12 protein-coding genes are annotated in these 20,945 nt (G+C 52.8%); 9 read left to right on the top strand and 3 right to left on the bottom strand.

Features of this window, described 5'->3' with window-relative positions; genetic code table 11:
* Window positions 1–39: 39 nt before the first annotated feature.
* On the bottom strand, window positions 40–174 hold the full coding sequence (locus CUN67_RS30590) for a hypothetical protein (RefSeq protein WP_302882183.1): 135 nt from the start codon (window positions 172–174) through the stop codon (window positions 40–42).
* Between CUN67_RS30590 and CUN67_RS11675 the strand changes: the two genes are divergently transcribed.
* The 3 genes from CUN67_RS11675 to vioA all read left to right on the top strand — a co-directional run bounded on the left by CUN67_RS11675 (window position 173) and on the right by vioA (window position 8,430).
* Window positions 173–3,700 carry a glycosyltransferase gene (locus tag CUN67_RS11675; protein ID WP_208715448.1) on the top strand — a complete coding sequence of 1,176 codons (3,528 nt, stop codon included), beginning with the start codon at window positions 173–175 and terminating at the stop codon, window positions 3,698–3,700. The genes CUN67_RS30590 and CUN67_RS11675 overlap by 2 nt on opposite strands.
* Before the next feature lie 115 nt (window positions 3,701–3,815).
* Window positions 3,816–7,244: a glycosyltransferase family 2 protein gene (locus CUN67_RS11670; protein WP_208715447.1), complete on the top strand. Its 3,429-nt coding sequence runs from the start codon at window positions 3,816–3,818 to the stop codon at window positions 7,242–7,244.
* A 34-nt stretch (window positions 7,245–7,278) separates the two neighbouring features.
* Entirely contained in the window at window positions 7,279–8,430 is a 1,152-nt protein-coding gene (gene vioA / locus CUN67_RS11665) for a DegT/DnrJ/EryC1/StrS family aminotransferase (RefSeq protein ID WP_208715446.1), read from the top strand.
* A 54-nt stretch (window positions 8,431–8,484) separates the two neighbouring features.
* Here vioA and CUN67_RS11660 read toward each other — a convergent pair whose 3' ends face one another.
* Entirely contained in the window at window positions 8,485–9,630 is a 1,146-nt protein-coding gene (locus tag CUN67_RS11660) for a Gfo/Idh/MocA family protein (protein WP_208715445.1), read from the bottom strand.
* Complete coding sequence (locus CUN67_RS11655; RefSeq protein ID WP_208715444.1) at window positions 9,627–10,808, bottom strand: ATP-grasp domain-containing protein; 1,182 nt, start codon at window positions 10,806–10,808, stop codon at window positions 9,627–9,629. The genes CUN67_RS11660 and CUN67_RS11655 overlap by 4 nt, the downstream gene beginning before the upstream one ends.
* A gap of 289 nt (window positions 10,809–11,097) precedes the next feature.
* On the opposite strand from CUN67_RS11655, the gene CUN67_RS11650 reads away from it, so the two are divergent.
* The 6 genes from CUN67_RS11650 (at window position 11,098) to CUN67_RS11625 (ending at window position 20,874) form a co-directional block, all read left to right on the top strand.
* Window positions 11,098–14,043 (top strand): OTU domain-containing protein, encoded by a 2,946-nt coding sequence (locus CUN67_RS11650; RefSeq protein ID WP_208715443.1) that lies wholly within the window; start codon window positions 11,098–11,100, stop codon window positions 14,041–14,043.
* Window positions 14,044–14,234: 191 nt separating this feature from the next.
* Window positions 14,235–17,222, top strand: coding sequence for an OTU domain-containing protein (locus CUN67_RS11645; protein WP_208715442.1), 2,988 nt, complete (start codon window positions 14,235–14,237; stop codon window positions 17,220–17,222).
* Between the two features lie 146 nt (window positions 17,223–17,368).
* Entirely contained in the window at window positions 17,369–18,337 is a 969-nt protein-coding gene (locus CUN67_RS11640; protein WP_208715441.1) for an HNH endonuclease signature motif containing protein, read from the top strand.
* Between the two features lie 143 nt (window positions 18,338–18,480).
* On the top strand, window positions 18,481–19,203 hold the full coding sequence (locus tag CUN67_RS11635) for an RNA polymerase sigma factor FliA (protein WP_084875557.1): 723 nt from the start codon (window positions 18,481–18,483) through the stop codon (window positions 19,201–19,203).
* Between the two features lie 49 nt (window positions 19,204–19,252).
* Window positions 19,253–19,756: a flagella biosynthesis regulatory protein FliZ gene (fliZ, locus tag CUN67_RS11630; protein WP_013509525.1), complete on the top strand. Its 504-nt coding sequence runs from the start codon at window positions 19,253–19,255 to the stop codon at window positions 19,754–19,756.
* Between the two features lie 131 nt (window positions 19,757–19,887).
* Window positions 19,888–20,874, top strand: a complete 987-nt coding sequence (locus CUN67_RS11625) for a D-cysteine desulfhydrase (RefSeq protein WP_208715440.1) — start codon at window positions 19,888–19,890, stop codon at window positions 20,872–20,874.
* Window positions 20,875–20,945 lie beyond the last annotated feature (71 nt).

Below are 20,945 nucleotides of genomic sequence, written 5' to 3'. Positions count from 1 at the left end.
TCTCGAATGACTGCCAAACCCCGCTCCGGCGGGGTTTTTTTATGGCTGAATAACCGCAAAATCGTGGCGCTGCTTGGCGGATTGAATTCGCTGGCAACCCTTAGGATAAGGAAAAATCGTCTTGCTGCGTGCCGATGACGGCTGACGCAACCATTGCCAGAGAAGGGCCATCATGAACCATTCCCCACGTGTCAGCATTATTATCACGGCGTATTTTCCCGTTTGGCTGGAAGGGGCGCTCAGCAGTGCGCTGGCGCAGGACCATCCTGACTGTGAAATCCTGGTGGCTGACGTCAGTGGTACAGAATTTGTCGCACAACTGCTGCAACCTTACCTGAATCAACCGGGTCATCCGGTTCGTCATCTGATTTATCCGGCACGACATCCCGAAGCCATTGCCGAAGCGATCCGGGAAGCGCGGGGCGAGTTTATTAATGTGCTGAGCTATGCAGATGTGCTGGCCAGCAACGCCATCAGTACCCTGGTGGGTGCATTGGAGATGGCACCTCAGGCGGTGCTGGCGCTATCCAAACGTAACCGCATTGATGCATCGGGTGAACCGATGCCAGATATCCTCTCCACCGCCGCGTTTTTGCCCCAATCCGGACTGATCAATGGGACGGACCTGTTACGTTACCAGTGCCGCCTCGATTACAACTTGCTGGGTGATCTCAGTGCCGTGCTGATGCGCAGGGAAATGTTACTGGCGTTAATGCCTGATAACCATGCGCTGTTGAGCCTTGAGGGGGAGGCGTTACCCGAAATTGCTGCGCTGGTGCTGTATAGCAAGTTGCTGCCACAGGGGGATGCGGTATGGTTCCCGCAAGCGCTATGTACGGTGCGTGTGTCAGACGTGTATGTGCAACCCCATCTGAAAGAGGGGGAAGATCACATCCGTATCCCCCGTGAGAAACTGACTCAGCAGCTGCGCAAAGCGCAATGGTATATCAATGCCAAAGGCCCGTCTGAGATGGTCAGGGTGACCTCGCTGACGCAACCGGCTCAGACGACGCAATACAATATGCGTCAGCAGCAATATCAGGCGCTGAGCAACAGTACCCTTGAACACTGGAATGCGGTGCGTCAGCTGACTTCGGCTCACCAGGCGGCACTGATGCAGCAGAGTGCGGAAGTTGCGCAACCTGTCTGCGTGGCGGTGGTCATCAATGTCACCCCGGAAAATGCGGCTCTGCTTGATGAAACCCTGGCATCGCTGGCCGCGTTTGCTTCCCCATTATTGACGCTGCGCCCATTACTGGTGGGGGCAGTCACCGATAATCAGACGGGTGTGCTGGCGTTTCCGTCATCAGCCGAGCAGCGTTTACCGGTAATCAATCAACTGATCAACGATCAGGATGCCCACTGGTTTATTTTTGTTGAGGCAGGAACGCGTTTTAATGCCTCTGGCCTGATCGCACTGGCGAGTACCTTGCCATCCCGTGATGATGTGCTGGCGTTATATGCCGATGAGTATTTCTTCATTAACGGTGAGCCCTCTGGCCTGGCGTTCCGCCCGGATTTCAACCTCGATATGTTGCTCAGTTCACCGAAAACCATGGCGCAGCACTGGCTGTTCCGCCGTGAATTGCTGCTGGCGGCAGAAGGGTTTGACCTCAATTATCCGCAGGCGGCAGAACTGGACCTGATGGTGAAACTGATCGAGTCGCAAGGGTTGAACGTGGTGGGGCACCTGGCAGAACCGCTACTGACGGCGCATTTGCGTGCACGCGAGGTGGTGGTGGATGCCGGGATAATCCAGCGTCACCTGCAAAATCGCGGTTACGCCAATGCCGAAATCGCCCTCGACAATTACTACAACTATCGTCTGCGCTACAACCATGAGGCACAGCCAAAAGTCTCGATCGTGATCCTCGCCGGGCAAAGTCTGCCGGCCCTGATTACCTGTGTGACGACGCTGATGGAGAAGACGCGCTATCAGCATTACGAGCTGCTGATTGTGGCTGACTGCCAGCACAGCCCGGAACGCGACAACTGGCTGGGTGCCATTGCCACGGTGGATCCGCAACGTATTCGCGTTATTCAATACCCGCATCCATGGCATCAGGGCGCGATGAGTAATCTGGCAGCAGAGCAGGCGCAGGGTGAATACCTGATGTTTATGCACAGTGAGCTGGCGATTGCGGATGGCGACTGGCTGGACAATCTGCTTAATCATGGGCAGCGCCCGGAAGTGGCGATTGTTGGTGGTAAGCAGCTCTCCGCCAATAATAAAGTGCGTCACGCGGGTTATGTTCTGGGCATCAATGGCGTGGTGGGCGATGTGCTGCGTGGCCATGACGATAAAGATCCCAGTGCACTGGGCCGTTTGCATCTCGATCAGAATTACAGCGCCGTGTCTGGCGATTTTATGCTGGTGCGTTTTGCGGTGTTTGCGGCGCTTAACGGTTTCGATGAAAGCCAGACGTTGTTTAGCGATGTGGATTTGTGTCTGCGTGCGCGCGAACAGGGTTATCTCACGGTCTGGACTCCTTACGCACGTATCATGCGTGCTGCCGAACGCAAAAGTCCTTTTGCGGGTGTCGCGCTCAAGACTGCCGCCCAACTCAGGCAGCAGGAAGAAGACAAATTGCTGCAACGCTGGCTGCCGCTGGTGGGGCATGACCCCGCCTATAACACCAATTTGTCACTCCGTAGCCGCCACTTTGATATCAGCAACGACAGTGAAATGAGCTGGCGCCCGGTGAAACGTCCCGCGCTGCCACAACTGTTGTTGCATCACTCCGATACCGCTGGCTGTGGTCATTACCGCATGCTGCAGCCGTTGTATGCGATGCAGGTGGAGGGCAAGGCGCAGGGCAACGCCTCGTTATCGTTGCTCAATCTGAGCGAAGTGGCCCAGTATCGTCCCGACAGCCTGATCATCCAACGCCGTTACGCACCGGCCTTCCATAGCTGGATTGAACGTGCGGGCAAGATGCCGGATATGTTTAAAGTGTTCGAACTGGACGATTACATCCTCAACCTGCCAATGAAGCACTACAACCGTGCCAATTTCAGCCAGGAGATCTCCGGACTGCTGCGCAAAAGCCTGAGCTACTTTGACCGTTTTGTGGTTTCGACACCGCCGCTGGCCGAGTCGCTCGCCACTTACCATCCCGATATCCAGGTGGTGCTGAACCGTCTGCCGGTGAACTGGTGGGGCAACCTGCATAGCCTGCGCGGACAAGGGCGCAAACCGCGCGTGGGCTGGGCGGGTGGTGCCAGCCATCAGGGCGATCTGGAGATGATTGCCGACGTAGTGAAGACGCTGGCGAATGAGGTGGAGTGGGTGTTTATGGGCATGTGTCCGGAAAAACTGCGCCCTTACGTGCATGAACATCATACGGGTGTCGACATCAGTCTCTATCCGGCGGCGTTAGCCGCGCTCAATCTCGATCTGGCGCTGGCACCGGTAGAAGACAACATCTTTAACATCTGCAAAAGCAACCTGCGTCTGATGGAGTACGGTGCCTGCGGTATTCCGGTGATTTGTAGTGATGTGGAGTGCTATCGCCACACCGAGATGCCGGTTACCCGCGTCAAGAATCGCTTTAAAGACTGGGTGGATGCGATCCGTATGCACCTCAGTGATGCCGATGCCAGCGAGCGCAATGGTCTTGCCCTGCAAACCCTGGTGCGGGAGGAGTGGATGCTGACCGGTAAGCACCTGGATAACTGGTTAAAAGCCTGGACTGCCTGATAGCGCAGGAAATACCCCGTTTTTGCCCTTTGTTTTTGGGATTGGTGGCAGGGCGGGGTCGCTACTATAGGGAATATTTTCCGGGCACCATCAGCGACAGAAGAAGCACACGACGATGACCACCATTCAGGACGAAAACTTTCCCTATTTCATTATTGCACCGGACTATCGCGAGTCTTCGGCTGGCATTCAGGTGATGCATCGCTTGTGTCACCTGTTGAATGAAAGTGGCAGGCAGGCATGGATGGTCAATTGCACCGTGAATCCGGCGTGGAATACCCCGGCAGTCAGTGGCAAAGAATTGTGGGAGCACCGGCAGCGTGGCGGCCTGTTTGCCGCTATTTACCCGGAAGTGGTGAGCGGCAACCCTCTTCAGGCACCGGTGGTGGTGCGCTATATGCTCAACCAGGAAGGGGTGATTAACGGCAATAGCCTGGAGGCCGGTCCTGATGATCTGTTTTTCTGGTTCCGCCCGGAGTTTGCCGGTAAATACGCAAATCCCCGCCTGTTAAACATCGAGTTTTATGACCTGGAGCTGTTCCAGGACGATCAACCAGAAAAATATTGCGACATTCTCTATCTGAACCGCGTGCCCCCCTCCGCGGTTGATTTCGCTGCTTTACCGCCCGGTATTGAGATCCTCTCGATGCGGCATCCACTGACGCTAGCCGAACTGGCCGCGAAGCTCAAAAAGGCACGAACGTTTTATACCTTTGAATCATCCGGTACGGCCTTACTGGCCATTCTGTGTGGCAGCCCGGTGGTCGCGCTGACGGCAGCGGGTTACGAAAAATATGCCCTGACCGAGGCGACGCTGGCCGAAAATGGCGCCATCGGTATCTGCTGGGATGACCAGCCAGAGACCCTTGAGGCCGTGCGTGCCAATCTGTGGCAGATGCGCGATACCTTACTGGCGCGCCGTGAGCAGACGCAGGCGCAGATCCAGCAACTGGTGGATATGACCCAGCAGAAGCTCCGCCAGCACCAGCAGGCGCTGAGGCAGGGGCGGCTGGAAAACTGGCTGGTACAACGTAGCCTGACACCAGCTCTGCATAACAGGCTGGCATTAGCCAGCTCGCCGCGTATCCTGGTGGCGGTGTTTAACGATGCCGACCATCCTGAGCATCTCTTGCTGACGCTTGACACCCTGGCGCAACGGCCTGCGTTTGTGCAGGTGGTGGTGATTGCGGCGCAGGAGATGACCCTGCCTGCGGACATACTGGCGATTCATGCTGATGAGTGGCTCAACTGGCTGCAACACGCCAGCGCCACAGCCACATTTGACTGGTTACATTGCCTCCCTGCGGGCAGTTTTTACAGCGCGGAAAGCTGGCCGGCACTGGCCCATTTCCTTAACCGACAAACGGATGCCCTGGCGGTGTACAGCGACGAGCTGTGGCTGAACGCGGCGGGCGCAGCCGTGCCACATCTGAAACCGCACTGGGACTGGGATCTGTTCAGCGCATCGCCTGCATCCTGGCTGAAGCGATGTTTGCTGGCACGCGAGGCACTGCAACGCTGGCTGGGTGAGGCGCGGCAATATCCGCAGGCATTTGAAGTGTCTCTGATGCAGCTGATCGCATTACACGCAGGTGCTGGGGCGATCCGGCATTACCCGGATCTGTTGAGTATTTTGCCTGAGCCGCAGCTGAGCGAAGACGAGAGTCTGGAGACGGCGCGGGTGCTGGAGCATGGCCTGCATCTGATGGGCTATCCCGCCGCCCAGGTGCACATCCAGCCGGGCCAGATCATGCAGTTGTTGTATGGCCATGATGCGCTGCCACAGGTCTCGCTGATCCTGCTGGCGGGCAATTCGCTGGCCCAGCTGGAGCACGCCATCACCAGCCTGCTGCAACATAATAACTGGCCGCATACCGAACTGCTGGTGGTCAATCATCAGCATGACGATAGTACGCTGAATAACTGGCTGGCGGGGCTGGCCACCATCGATCCAGCACGGATTCGTGTGATTGAGGTGGCCGCTGGCTGGCAGCCGGTGGCACTGCGCAACGCCGCAGCGGCGCAGGCCAGTGGCGAATATCTGTGCTTTATTGAGCCGCAGCTGATCTTCCTGCTGGATAACTGGCTGGCCGCGTTGATGAACCATGCGCTGCGAGCGGAAGTGGCGATGGTGGGACCGAAGTTGATCCACAGCGAACAGCATATTCTCTCGGCGGGGGTTATTGCCGGTCACCGCGGGCTGGCCGGGCATATTGGTCACGGCGAACGCTGGGACTCGCAGGTGATGGGTGGTTACCTGCAAAGCGATCGTCAGTCACGGCTGCTGAATGGGCAGTGCCTGTTAATCCGTCAACGTTGCTGGCAGCAACTGGGGGGACTGGACGAAGGTTACAGCGACCCTGCGGTAGCGGAAATCGACTTTGCCCTGAAAATTGCCCAGGCCGGTTATCGCAGCATCTGGACACCGCACAGCGTGGTGGCAACAAGGGGCAATGCGCGCGGATTCAACTCTTCGTCACCGGAGGCCAGCCGACTGCGCCAGCACTGGGGGCGTGACCTGCTGTGCGATCCTGGCTATCCCCTTAATTACTCGCTGCACGGTGATCCTTTCAGCGTTGATGAGAGCCTGAAACAAACCTGGCCCGCCTTTAGCGAGGCAAAAATTCCCCGAGTGGCTTTTGTGCATGACGATCAAGATAAGCCAAATAGCGCGCGCTTGCTGCAGATCCTGACTCTGATGGCACAGCAGCAACAGATTGCGCTGCTGACTTATGACGCCTTTTCCCCCTGGGTGGTGCTGCGTCTGCAACCGGATGTGTTGATCGTTGCGGCCGATGTCGCCGAACGACAACAGGACAACATCGCGTCGATGGTGAATCTGAGCGGCTGCCAATGCTATGTCCTGCCGGAAGCCAGCGTTACCCAGCAATCCGGCTCGGATTTGTTACAGGCGAGCTGGCTGAATGGCTGGCTGGTGTGGAGTGGAGAATCACAGCTTTGGCTGCAAAAACGTAAGCAAAGCACGTTTCTGCTGCCGTCGCAGGTGATGATGCCAGAAACACGGCCCAGCAGTGCCCCGCGTCACGCACGCCTGCGGGTGTTGTGTGACACCAGCGAACTGAGCGCGGCGGATATACGCTTTTTTGCCCGTGTGGTGGGCGAAACGTCAACATTTATCGACTGGGTGATCCGGGGGGCAGCACCGGCCAGCTGGCTTGAGTCGATCAGCGAAATCCATCGTGCTGCCCCGGGTCCGGTTTCGGCCGATGAACTCGCCAGTCTTCACGTCAACATGGCGGTGCTGTTTCGTCTCCATCTCGACGAAAACCGTGGCAAAGATGATTTGGCATTACTCCATTACCAGGCAGCAGGTCTGCCGGTGCTGTGCAGCGACATTGCGTCACTCCGGCACCGTGGGTCGGCGAGCCATATCCGTAACAAAGAAAATCTCTGGATAACCGCACTGCGCGACTGGCACCAGCAGGCTGAATTGCCGCCGGTACCTGCGCCTGATACCGCGCATCAGTTAACCGCTGACGGGCTTGCGACCTTCTGGCAGCAGGCTGGTATCCATTTTTCCTGACCGTGACACATAACACCGCCCACAGGGGGTTTTGATGAAAAAGATCGCGCCACATTACGACAATAAAAACATTCTGGTGACCAGCCCGTTGTTGCCGCCGCTGGAGGAGTTTATTCCTTACCTGGAGAATATCTGGCAGAGCAAATATCTCACCAACGGGGGGCCTTATCATCAGGCGCTGGAAGCAGCGCTGGCGGAGTACCTCGGGGTCAAACATATTTGCCTGTTCTCCAACGGTACGCTGGCCTTAATGACGGCGTTGCAGGCTTTGCGAATCGGTGGGGAAGTGATTACCACGCCTTACTCCTTTGTCGCCACTTCGCACTCGCTGCTGTGGAACGGTATTAAACCGGTGTTTGTCGATATTGACCCGGTCACCTGCAACCTCGACCCGGCCAAAATTGAGGCCGCCATTACACCGCAAACCAGCGCCATTATGCCGGTGCATTGCTACGGTATTCCCTGTGATACCGATGCGATCCAGCGCATTGCTGATACCTACGGTCTGCGGGTGATTTATGACGCTGCTCATGCGTTCGCGGTGAAACGCGATGGAGTCAGCGTCCTCAATCATGGTGATTTATCGGTGCTGAGTTTCCATGCGACTAAAGTGTTTAACACCTTTGAGGGCGGGGCGATTATCTGTCCGGATGAGAAAATTAAACGCCGTATTGATTACCTGAAAAACTTCGGTTTTGCGGACGAAACCACCGTCGTAGCGGCGGGTATCAATGGCAAGATGAGCGAGTTTCAGGCGGCGTTTGGCATGTTGCAACTTAAACACGTTGATGCGGCTTTTGCGGTGCGTCAGCGGATTTATCAGCGCTACGTAGAAGCGTTGGCTGGCGTACCCGGTGTGTCGCTGTTGCACGCCGATGCGCAAACCGAGTGGAATTACGCCTACTGCCCGCTGTTTATCCATCCGGAACACTTCCCGCTGTCACGTGATCAGCTGTACCAGCGTATGAAGGATGAGGGGATCTATGCGCGTCGCTACTTCTATCCGCTGATTTCGCAGTTCCCGATGTACAAAGGCTACGATTCATCCCATCCTGACAATCTGCCGGTGGCGAGCGAAACCTCACAACAGGTGCTGTGCCTGCCGATCCATCCAACCCTGACCGAAGCTGAGCAGACGCGCATTATTGATATTGTGCTGGCAGCCAGCCAAATCGCCGCAGCCTGAAAATAACTAAAAACCCCCTCTCCCCTGACCTGGGGAGAGGGGGATGAGGCAGGGTTAGCTGGCGGCGGTAACCGGCTGGCTGAGCAGATCCAGCAGCGTGACCGGCTGATGCAGCGTGGCACTGCGCTGGGTCTTCTCAAGAAAAGTTAAGCCACTCAACGCGGTCTCAATGCCCTGGCTGTAATCGTTATGCTCGCCGCGCAAACTGTGCGCGATATCCACGTAATAGTTGGCAAAGGCTTCGATAAACCCGGCAGGATGACCGGCTTTGAAGCGGCAGTAGCGTGGCAGGTTAGCGATGCGGTTGGCGTTATCGGTGCGATCAATTAACGTGACCTGCCCATGCGCGTTGCTGAGTTTCAGCGTCTCCGGTTCAACCTGAAGCCATTCGGCACTGCCTTTATCACCCATCACCCGGATGCGTAAGCCATTGCGGTAGCCAAGGGCCGCTTTGCCATACCAATACTGGCATACCAGGCCGTCTTCATACCGGGAAACAGCATGGACGGTATCGATGATATTGGGCAGCGAGGTGAAGTGGCTGTTGATGGCATATACATCGGTTGCCCGGCGTTGCACGATAAAATCCACCAGTTGATGGACGTGCACACCCAGATCGAGAGAAACAGTAGGGATGACACCGTCGGATTGCCGCCAGCTTTGCGGGCGCGCGACTTCGCCTGCCGGATTGCGGCGGCTAAAGCCTTCCTGCGGCATTTCTACCAGAACCTGCTGAATATCGCCGAGTTCCCCTGCCAGGATACGCTGGCGTAATTCACGGACCATCGGGTAACCGCTGTAGTTATACGTGACATACAGGCGACCGCCGGTGCGTTGCAGGGTGTGCTGCACCACCTGAGCGCTGGCGACGGACTCGACCAGGGCTTTTTCACAAATCACCGCGACGCCGTATTCCAGACAGCGCACGATCACATCGAGATGATGGGGGGTAGGCAGTAAAATCACCACGGCGTCCAGCTGGGTATGTTCGGCAGCCAGTAACGTCTCAACATTCTCATACAGGCGCTCAGCCGGGATACCCCAGGCCTGTGCCGTTTGCTGGTTGATTTGTGCATCGCGGCTAAAACAACCGGCAACCAGCTGGAACTCGCCATCCATCTGGCAGGCAATTTTATGTGTCTGACCGATGGCGGAATTGATGCCGCCACCGAGGAAAGCGAGCTTGAGTGGCTGGGTCATATTGATCTCTCCTGTTGCGTCGGCGGATTGAGATACTGGTTCAGATGAGGAGTCAGCTCTGCCAGTGTGGTCAGGCTGGCGCATTCGGCAAACACCAGGCCCGCGCGATCGCGCGGGGCGGGTTCCAGCGCATCGCCAGGAAGTTTCAGCGGGATCACATCCAGAATCTGTGCCGGTAGCGAAGCGAAGTGAAAGCCGGGGAAACGGGTGGGCTGGGTTACCGAGACGGTATGACGGGCAATAAAACGCTGACGCACCGGACGGCGCTGATCAAAGTGGTCGTCCAGCCCGATAAACGGGGCAACAAAATGGCTACAGTAAGGCACACCGGTGGAGAGGCTGATCAGGCGGCTGTACAGATCGCCAGGACAACGGCGCGTCAGTTCGATCAACCAGAAATCGTTGCCGTCAGTCATAAACTGGGTGTGCAGCAGACCATCAACCAGACCAAGCTGTGCGGTTAGCGTTGCCAGACAGTCACTAACCCGATCCTGCAATGCCTGACTCAGTTGGGTGGTGAGGGAACTGCTGTTGACCTGCCACGGGTAAACGGTGCAAAACTCATCGACAAAGAATTCGCAGACGATTTCACCGTTGCGGATAAACGCGGAATGGCTGTGCAGCGTACCCTGAATAAATTGTTCAATCAGCGCCTCGCCGCTGCGTGAAGCCTGGCGGGCAGCAGCAAAAGCGGTGGGCAGCTGCGCACGTTCGCTGATATGCGTAATCCCCAGCCCACTGTAGGCATCCACGGGTTTGACGATCAAGGGTAACGGGAGCGTTTCGCTGTCACTCAGTTGATCCACCGCTGCGGGTACCGGGAAATGATGAGCCTGCGCCCAATGGCGGAACTGATCCTTCTGAAACAGCGTGTCGCTGACCTCGGGAGAGTCGAATCCGGCAAAACCAAGCTGATCCGCCACGCGTGAGCCGGTGAGATAAGACACATCGGTGACGCCGGGCAACAGTGCCGAAATGCGCCACTCACGGCACAGATCAATTACCTGCTGCACATCACCATAGTTAACCGCACTGCTGTCATCAGCGAAGCGATGACCTGGGTCCTGGTTTTTACTGCCACAGACCGCCGTGCGGTAACCCTGTTGGCGTAACACGTCGAGAAAGGGCAGCGATGCGAATCCCGCATCCAGCAGCAGCGCCCGTGAGGGTGAAGACATGGCGTCCAACCTTAGCCTGAGTAAATTTAACGGCTTTATTTTATGCAACTGACTCGGGGAACAATGGCTTAAACAGACGGGCTTTTTGGCCTGATTTGCCGGGTTCCCGTGTGGAATGGCGGCAAGAGGGTGTAACGGGCAGATAAAACCGTGATGCAGGTCAGTTTGTGAGCAAGTTCCAGGGAAGGAGAGCGTGATTTCAGGTAAAAAGGGGCTGCTATTGTCGCTAAGGTGACACCCCCGCCCCAGATTTATGATGGATTATTATCGGCCTGATAAGGAAAGAATTATGCCAAACGCGAATAACGTTAATTCGGTAGTCAATTTTAATCGGCAATCAGCATTATCCACGCCAGTCACCCCACCTGTCAGAACGACCGCCGTCACATCCCTCGGGAATAGTTCCGCCCGGTTGTCATTACCACCACAATTATTACCTAATCGGACTTTGACGCGCGCGACCAGTTTGTCATTACCGATATTATCTTCTCGTAGCAAAGTAGATAATCAGTTTACCCGTTCTATTCGTTCCCTGACACCGGTCACGCCTACCTCACCTCAGCGGCCCTCTCCGGTAAAGGCAATGGATTGCTCTCGCGATGTGAATAATAAAAAACAACGTATTACCCGCGACTGGGGGGTGCAGAATATATTGCAATCCACTGATAATATACAACAGGCGTTAAAAGCAAAGAAATTCATCAGGAAAAATGCCGCTGAGCAGCTGGCAAAACTCTCATTGAATAAGCCTGAAGGCAGTCAGGATGAACAAATTAAGCAGGATATAGTCGTCAGCATACGGCAGTCCGGCATATGGAATCATCAGGCAATTGATATTGCGGTTGACGCGCTGGTGAAAGTATTCAAAATCAGACTGAATATTTATGACGCAGATTTGGGTTCTACTATTCAGATGGGAGATGAGCAGAATTCCCGGCAGACGGTAAACTTACAAAGAATCAGAATTCAGGGTCAGGAACATTATCAGCTGGTAGAGCGTTCCGGTGTGGTTCGCGATGTGCCGGCAGACGGAAATTGCTTTTTCGCGTCAGTCTCTCTTGGTCTGTATGGCGACGAAGATTCCTGGATTCATCTAAGGAATGAAACGGCTAATTACGTGGACAATCATTGGGGCGATTATAAGGAATTTATTGCAGAGCCGTCGGAAAACGTATCGTTAAATGATCGCCTGTCAGAACTGACTGAAAGCAGACCCCATATTAAAGATAACATTCTCGATATCACTGCGAGAAATTTGAAAAAAAATTTATGCAGTTTTATTGACCGCAACGTAACACCGGTGCAGGTGATTGCCAAAGAGGATGAAATCACTTTAAGAAATGTATTGCATCACTTTTTATCGATCTATGATGTACAAAAGCTGGCTGAAATAAAGCAGGCGATTACCCGCTGGCTGCTGGATCCGGTAGAGGAAAAACGACAGCTGGGGCGTTTACAGGCACTGGCACAACGTTCTCAACATAGTCTGCGTTGCCTTGAGTTTCGCGAACAGGCCAGCCAGCAAAAACACAAAGATGTTAATTCACTGAAGATTTTCGCAACGGCCATCAGCAATGATCTGGTGACCATTATGGTGGATACGGGGATCAATCCTCATCAGTTGCTGGCTCTGCTTGAGACCACAGAAGCAGCGAAACTGATAGAGGACGCTGGATTACTCGGTGCTTCCTGTGAAGATCTGGCTGATATTTTGCAGGGAATGGCGGAAGATCCCGATTTACCTCCCGAGTACAGGCGTATTAAGGAATCCTCGGTGCAGCGTCAGATTGAACAGTTAAAAGAAGAGTTTGAAGAAAGTCTGATAGCACTGGCAAGGTTTGATCAAGATATCGATGTCGAAGGCTTTTTCATTGTCAGTGACCGGCAATTAGAGGCGTTTAACTGGCATAGTCCGGTAAATAATACTTACACCGCTAAAGTTGATGATGTTGTGAGTCGTCAGGGGGTAAGCAGAAGAGAGGTGATCGCGCCCCGGGTCAGGCGTTTGTTAGAGAAAAGCTTTATGCAACGCGTGGCGGTTAACCATCTTTATGATGATGTGGTTTATAACGGCCCGCTGTTTATGGTGAGAAGCGTCATTAATCCGGAGCAAAGGGAGTTATATTATGATGGCGAAATAAGCGAAAGAAGTGTCAGGCGTCATCTTAACAATAATCGTGCAGCAAGAATGGTGAGTCTGAAACAACATATGGCGAGTGCACCGTTTATTTTTGGTGAGGGGATGCCAGTTAGCGATATGGTTCTGGATGGCCTGAATTATGGCTATAAAGGATTGAGTATTGATGTGTTAAATCGACAGTTGATTGATAACCTGGCGATCTCAATATTCCGGTTGAATCGCATTGGCCTCTGGAGTAATACTATCATCCCCAGGATGACCCTAACGGGCATTATGGATTTTCACTGGATGGATGGTTTAGAAGATGACACCGTTGAATTATTGTTTCAGGGGTTGAGAAATCCAGCGGATAATAATGAACTGGATAGCTTGTTATTGTTCTCCTCGTTAATGCAAATAGGAAAAAAAATTAAAGGAGACACCTTTGATGAACATCAAATCGCCGGACTTATCGAAGACGGTCTTTATCCCTTTATGCTGGATAAACTCGCGCTGAAACTGGATGAACTGGCTCATCTGTTGTTTTTACTCCCGTATGGCGTTGATGGCGAACGGGGTATTATTGATATTGCGGCTAAAATTAATGAAGAACGTGCTGAAGATGAAGCACCCTATAACCCGGTCACTGACTGGAAAATGCTGGTCACCACACTGGCAGATAAAGGGAGATTCAGTAAAAGGCTCGAAGTGCGTTTGCGAAACTTACAGGAAAAAATCGATAATATCCCTCTTCCGATGTTCTACAGCTATCTGGCCCAGCAAAGCAATATCATCGTTATTGAGGAAAATGAGGCGCAGGAATTTTTAGCGAATTATGACCCGTCGGGTCAGATTGTTTTTACACCACCGGCAGAACAACCCGACCAGCGTTTTATGGTACTGCGTCCTGACTCAATAGAAGTTTACGATGGCAGAGAAGCAGAACCAATAGAGTTCTATCGGTTCGAAAGCAGCAACTTTTCTGCATTGCGAGCCATTATAGAAACCGATGCGATCCGTTTGACTAACCTGCAGCGGCGTCAACCCACTGATGCAGATAACCGGGCAGCATTAGAACAATTTGCGCTGAATATTTTAGCGCGGCATAAAGGTTAGAAACTCAGTAGCGGTGTGATTTATCGCACTGCTACTCTGATTCCCTCTTGTAAGGAGGTGCCGAAGACAACAAAAACTATCGTGCTGCGTTTCACGCCAGGAATATAAAAAGCCTGTTGTAATGTCGCTGTTCAAATACAGTCAGCGTCAGATTGAATGATGGATTATCAGGGCTTAATAAGGAATATATCATGCCAGATTTTAATAACGTCCATTCTTTAGTAAATTTTAATCGCCAGTCCACATTATCTACCCGTCCACCTGCATTGAAAAAAATAACCACGGTTGCATCTCTAAATAATACAACCGCAACGATTTCCTCACGTATTGCGCCACCACCACTCCGGCCAGACCGGAATCTATCCTCTGCTGCCAGTCAATTTTTCCCTTTCCGCAACCATGCGGAGAGTCAATTTGCCCGTTCAATTCAGAAAATAGCGCCATTTAGCATCGCGCAGAAAAGACCGTCTTCGGTTATGGAGATTACCTGTGGTCGCAAAGATCATGTTAAAAGTAAACGTTTTGATCCCAGCTGGAGCGCGAGCGATATCTTAAAATCAGGAAGCGAAGCGAGGCATAACGCAAAAGTAAAAAAATCAATAAAAAAAAATGCGACGGAATTACTGCAAAAACTTTCATTAAAAACGAAGGAAATCAGTGAAAGTGAACGGGCAAAAGAAGATTTACTCAGTTGCATTCGCCAGGAAGGCAGATGGGATCATGATGCCATCGATATTGCGGTGGATGCACTGGCAAATACCTGCAAAGCACGAATCCGAATTTATGACGCTGACGTGGGCATGATTGCTGATGCCGGACAAGAGCAGAATAGACAATGCACCATCAATTTACAAAGAATCAGAATCAACGGGTTAGAGCATTATCAATTCATCGATAATGCCGGTTGCGTACATGATGTGGCAGCTGATGGCAATTGCCTGTTCCGGTCAGTATCCATGGCCTTATTCGGCGATCAAGACTCCTGGATTTATTTAAGAGGCCAGACAGCTGACCATATTGCAAATCACTGGGAAGATTACCGGGATTTTGTTGAGGTACCGTCAGCAGAGAGCGTACCCGTTACAAGCCAGAAAAATAACCGACTTGAACAGCTCTTGCCGGCTTTCACGCTAAAGACGCCCCACCTGAAGGATAATATTCTGGAAAAATTCTCGATGTCGCTACAAAAGGATTTGCGCGATTTTATCGGACGAGGTGTCACGCCATCGCAGGTTATGCCCGAACAAGATCAGCGAGCACTGAGAAACGTGTTGCATCATTTTTTATCGATCTATGATGTCAACCGGCTACAGGGTATTAAGAAAGCTATCGCTGGCTGGATATCCGACCCGGTTGAGCAAAAGAGAATCTTCGGTCGTTTACAACGTCAGATGGAGCGAGCTCAGGATGGCCAGCACAATCTTACGTTGCGGGAGCAGGCAAGTAAGCAAAAGATCAGGGAAATGGGTTCCCTGAAGGTGTTTGCTAACGCCATTAATCATGATCTGGTGACCATTCTGTTAGATACCGGTATCAATCCGCACCAGTTGCTGGCTTTCCTCGAACTGACAGAAGCGGCGACATTGATATCGGAAGCGGGATTACTGGGTACCGCATTAGAAGACCTGGGGGAAATTATACGGGATTTGGAAGAAGACCCCGATTTACCAGAGGATTGCCAGCGGATAAAGGAACCCGCAGTTCAGGAACAGGTAGAGAATTTAAAAGAGTGCTTTGAAAAAGATCTGATTGAACTGGCGCATTTTGTTAATAACGTCGATTTTGAAGGGCATTTCATGATGAATGACCGACAATTAGACGAGAACTACAGTGCTGAAAATTATAATTACACGGATAATCTTGACGAAGTTATCGCCAGAGAGGGGGTGATCAAAGCAGATCTGATCGCTAACCGGACCCGGAGATTGTTAGAAGTCCGTTATATGCAACGTCTTCCTATGAATAATCTTCACGAGGATACCGCGTATAACAGCCCGTTATTTATGATGCGAAGCATTATTAATCCCGAGGAGGGAGGGTTATATTATGATGGCAATCTCAGCGAGAAAAGCATCAGGCATCATCTCAGCAACAACCACGCAGCCAGAATGGCCAGTCTGAGACAACATATGGTCGGGGCACCGTTCATTCTTGGCGAAGGTGCACCTGTCACTGATATGAATCTGGATGGTCTTGCTTATGGGGATAAAGGGCTGAGTTATGCGATGATCATGGAAGAATTAATTAATAATCGCGCGATATCCATATTTCGTCTCAATCGTATAGGCCTGTGGAGTAATACGGCGATTCCAAACATCACCCGTACCGGAACGTTGCCCTTTCACTGGATGGATGATTTTAGCGATGACACCATTGAATTGCTCTTTCACGGCTTCAGAAATCCAGATCAGAACCATGATTACGATAGTTTGCTATTGTGTACCTCATTACAACGTATTGGCAAAAAAATCATCGGGGATAAATTTGACGAGCATCAGCTTGGCAAGCTGATTCAGGATGGTCTTTATCCCTATACACTGGGGAAATTATCACTAAAACTGGATGAACTGGCATATCTGCTGTTTCTGTTCCCTCATGGCGTTAATGGCGGAAGGGGAATTCTTGCTATCGCAGCGAAGATCAATGAAGAACGAGCCGAAGGAGAACCCCCTTATTCCCCTAACGCGGACTGGAAAAAACTGGTGACCTCACTGGCGCTGGATAAAACCTATCGGGTAAAACTCGAAGAGCGTCTTCAGGTTTTACAATCAGCCATTGATGATATTCCCTGGTCGCAGTTATGTCGCCATTTGTCGCGGAATGCAAATATTATGGTGATTGAGGAAAATGAGGTGCATGACTTTGTCGCTTATTACCAGCCATCGGGAAATATCAGCTATACGCCACCCACAGGCGAACTTCACGAACCTTATCTTCTGCTGCGCCCCGATTATTTAGAAGTCTACGATGAGGAAGGGGTATCTTTCGGTGAATTTTATCGCTTTGAAAACACCAATTTTTCCGCTCTGCGCGCCCTTATTGAAGCCGAGGGGGCGAATTTCCATGATGTTCATGGACGTTTGCCCAGCGATACAGAAAACCGGGAGGCATTAGAGCGTTTGGCTAAACAAATAATAGCGCTGCAAAAAGTGCAGGAAACCCGTCAGAAGCCTGCCTGACAGGTGCTCTCCATGCAGCAGCACAACGGGTCGTGCTGCTGCCATAAAAAAGTAACCATCCTGTTACAGAACTCGCCAAATCTGCCGATAACGACTTTCAGAATCACACAAAATTTTGTCTTATTTTTTCCATTTCTGGGGTGTCTATGCGCTTCAATTATGACTTGTTACCCGGTGAGCTACTGACTTTTGAAGAGATCGCATTGCGTTATACGCAACAGCATCCTGACGAGAAAGAGCTGACCTCCCGCGGGTTGCTGAGCCCGTCAACCAGCTATCGCAATTTGATTATCCGCGCGGTATTTGCCCAGCAGGAGATCAATAGTCCGCTGGAGGATCTGCTGTTTGTCTCGGACGACAACGAACGGAAAAACTATCTGCGCCGTTTTGAGCATTACCTGAAAAACCAGCAGGCTTTCCTTTATTTCCGTCGCACCGATGAAATAAAGAAAGAAAATCGCTGGAAGGTGGTGGGGGAAACCCGCGTCTATGCGATGCTCGATCCGCATTCCGCCGAGGCGCAAAACATGCTGGCGAGCCGCGGTTTCAAGCTGGTGCTGATGCGCCAGACTGAAGAGGATGAATACTGGCAGTTGTTCGACCCGCAGGCGCATCCTTGTTTCCCGTTGTCACGCAAGGTGCAATTCCTGGTGGTGCTGAGTACGCCACAGCATAAAGTACCGATAGCGGTGATGCCCGGCACCGAAGTGGGCAGGCGGGTGAAAGCCAGAGTTTTCCAGCGCGACAGCCAGGCCGAATTTAGCGCCGCGGTAAAAGCACGATATGGTGCCTGCATCATCACCGGCACACGGCTGACGGAGCGCCATAGCTGGCCCTGGGTCGAAGCCTGCCATATCGATACCCAGGAAAATGATGATGGGTTTCTTGCCGATAATAGCGTGGATAACGGTTTGTTCCTGCGCAGTGACTTACAACGGCTGTTTATCAACCGAATGTTAAGTATTGATGCGGAAACCGGCCAGGTGTTGTTCAAAGCACAACTGGAAAGCGACGATAACATTAATCCTTTTTATCAGGCGCTTGAGGGTAAAACCTGTGCACTATGGGATGCGGTGCCGCCTGGGACGCGGCAGCGTCTGCGTAATCTGCGCTAATCCCCCCACAGATGGCAGCTCATCACGCTGCCATCTATTACAAATTTGAAATAACCGCGCTTTGCCCGCCTATTCACCCAATCAAAACACCCTACAGAATTGGATAATCATGCCGATAACTTTACTAACGCAGGGTAGTCAACGTGAACGATCTCTATACCGCCGATGGCGTGATGGATAAACATTCGCTCTGGCAGCGCTACGTTCCTCTGGTGCGGCACGAAGCGCTGCGTCTGCAGGTGCGCTTACCAGCCAGCGTTGAACTTGACGATCTGCTGCAGGCCGGTGGCATTGGTTTACTGAATGCTGTGGAGCGCTACGACGCGCTACAGGGCACCGCCTTTACCACCTACGCCGTGCAGCGCATCCGGGGATCAATGCTGGATGAATTGCGTAGCCGTGACTGGGCACCGCGCAGCGTTCGCCGTAATGCGCGCGAAGTAGCAGGTGCCATGCATCAGGTAGAACAAGCGATGGGGCGCGCGGCTACCGAGCAGGAAGTGGCTGAGCAATTGAATGTTTCGCTGGAGGAGTATCGGCAGATTCTGCTGGATACCAACAACAGCCAACTCTTCTCCTACGACGAGTATCGGGAAGAACACGGTGACAGCGCAGAGCTGGTGACGGAAGGGCATGAAGAAGCCAACCCGCTTCATCAACTGATGGAAGGGAATCTGCGTGAGCGCGTGATTGAAGCGATCGAGGCGTTGCCCGAACGCGAAAAATTGGTGCTGACACTGTACTACCAGGAAGAACTGAACCTGAAAGAGATTGGCGCGGTGCTTGAGGTGGGCGAATCCCGCGTCAGCCAGCTGCACAGTCAGGCGATCAAACGCCTGCGTGCCCGATTAACGGGAGCGCGCTGACAGAATCAGTTCCTGGCGATCCAAAAATAATAAAACCGGGGACTCAGCAATGGGAGCCAAATCCAAAGCCAGACCTTTAAGTCGCTACCTTAAAGACTACAAGCACAGCCAAAGCAATTGTTCACACTGTGGCAAAGTTCTTGACCGTATGGCGTTAGTGTTCCGTGGCCAGATTATCAACAAAGAGGCCATCGCACGCATGGACCAGATGATTGATGATCAGGTCTGGATGAAACTCCAGCCGGAATTGACGGCCTTGTGTCGTTTTTGCAGCGATATTTTTTGTAATACTCATCCGAATTACTTCGATATCATGGCGTTCAAACAATACCTCTTTGAACAGACTGAGATGAGCCACAGCACCATTCGTGAATATGTGGTGCGGTTACGTCGTCTCGATGACATGCTTAAGGCGAAAAACTTCCCGGCAGAGCGTTTGCGGGGCAACAGCTGGCATGAATGTCTGGAGAACGATTTACCTGATGCCGGTAATAACAACTACCGCATCGCTTTGCGCAAATATGACCAGTTTTTAGGCTGGCAGCGCAGTTAACTGTGATCCTCCCCTTGTTGTTGTCGAAGACGTCAGCAACAGGGACCGCACCCGGTGATTTCCGGGTGCGACTTCTCTCATCTTCTGCAACACTGTAAGAATAATCGCACTTTGCCCGAATGGAGGCTGCATTGTCCTTACATCTTTTGCACCAGTATCCCCGTCTTGAACTGCTCGGTGCACCCACGCCGCTGGAACATCTGCCACGTCTGTCTGACTACCTCGGCCGCGATATTTTCATCAAGCGCGATGATTTCACGCCAATGGCGTTTGGTGGCAATAAGCTGCGTAAACTTGAATTTCTGGCGGCGGATGCCCTGCGTGAAGGGGCGGATGTGCTGCTGACCGCCGGTGCTATCCAGTCGAATCATGTCCGCCAGACGGCTGCTGTCGCGGCACGTCTTGGTCTGAAATGCGTGGCGCTGCTGGAAAACCCGATTGGCACCCATGCTGAAAACTACCTCACAAACGGCAATCGCCTGCTGCTGGATTTGATGGATGTGGAAGTGGTGATGGTGGATGCACTGCATAACCCGACAGCACAGCTGGAGGAGCAGGCAACCCGTCTTGAGGCGCAGGGGTTCCGCCCTTATGTGGTGCCGGTGGGTGGCTCCAATGCGCTCGGCGCGCTGGGTTATGTTGAGTGCGCGCAGGAAATCGCTCATCAGAGCGAGGGCGTGGTGGATTTCGCCGCTGTGGTGGTCGCATCCGGCAGTGCCGGTACACATGCCGGTCTGGCGGTTGGTCTGGAACAGTTGCTGCCAGATAGCGAGCTGGTGGGGGTGACCGTTTCGCGTAAGGTGGCCGATCAGCTGCCGGTGGTTGAGCGTATCCGCAGTGCGCTGGCGCAGCAGCTGGAAGTCACCGCCCGTGCCCCGATCACGTTGTGGGATGACTATTTTGCCCCGCGCTACGGTGAACCCAATGAAGAAGGGTTGGACGCGGTAAAACTGCTGGCGCGGCTGGAAGGCATCATGCTTGACCCGGTGTACACCGGCAAAGCGATGGCGGGCTTGATCGATGGTATCAACCAGCAGCGCTTCCGCCGTGAAGGGCCACTGTTATTTGTTCATACCGGTGGTGCTCCGGCGTTATTTGCTTATCATCCTTCGGTCTGAGGCGCGGCTGAAAAAAGGTTTATAATCCGGCCGTTATTTGACTTGCCCGGTTAAGTAACGCCAATAACGAT

Origin of the sequence: Pantoea cypripedii (assembly GCF_011395035.1) — a bacterium.
GTDB classification, from domain to species: domain Bacteria; phylum Pseudomonadota; class Gammaproteobacteria; order Enterobacterales; family Enterobacteriaceae; genus Pantoea; species Pantoea cypripedii_A.
Note: the sequence above shows the minus strand (reverse complement) of the source record. Positions and strands in the feature narration are given on the sequence as shown.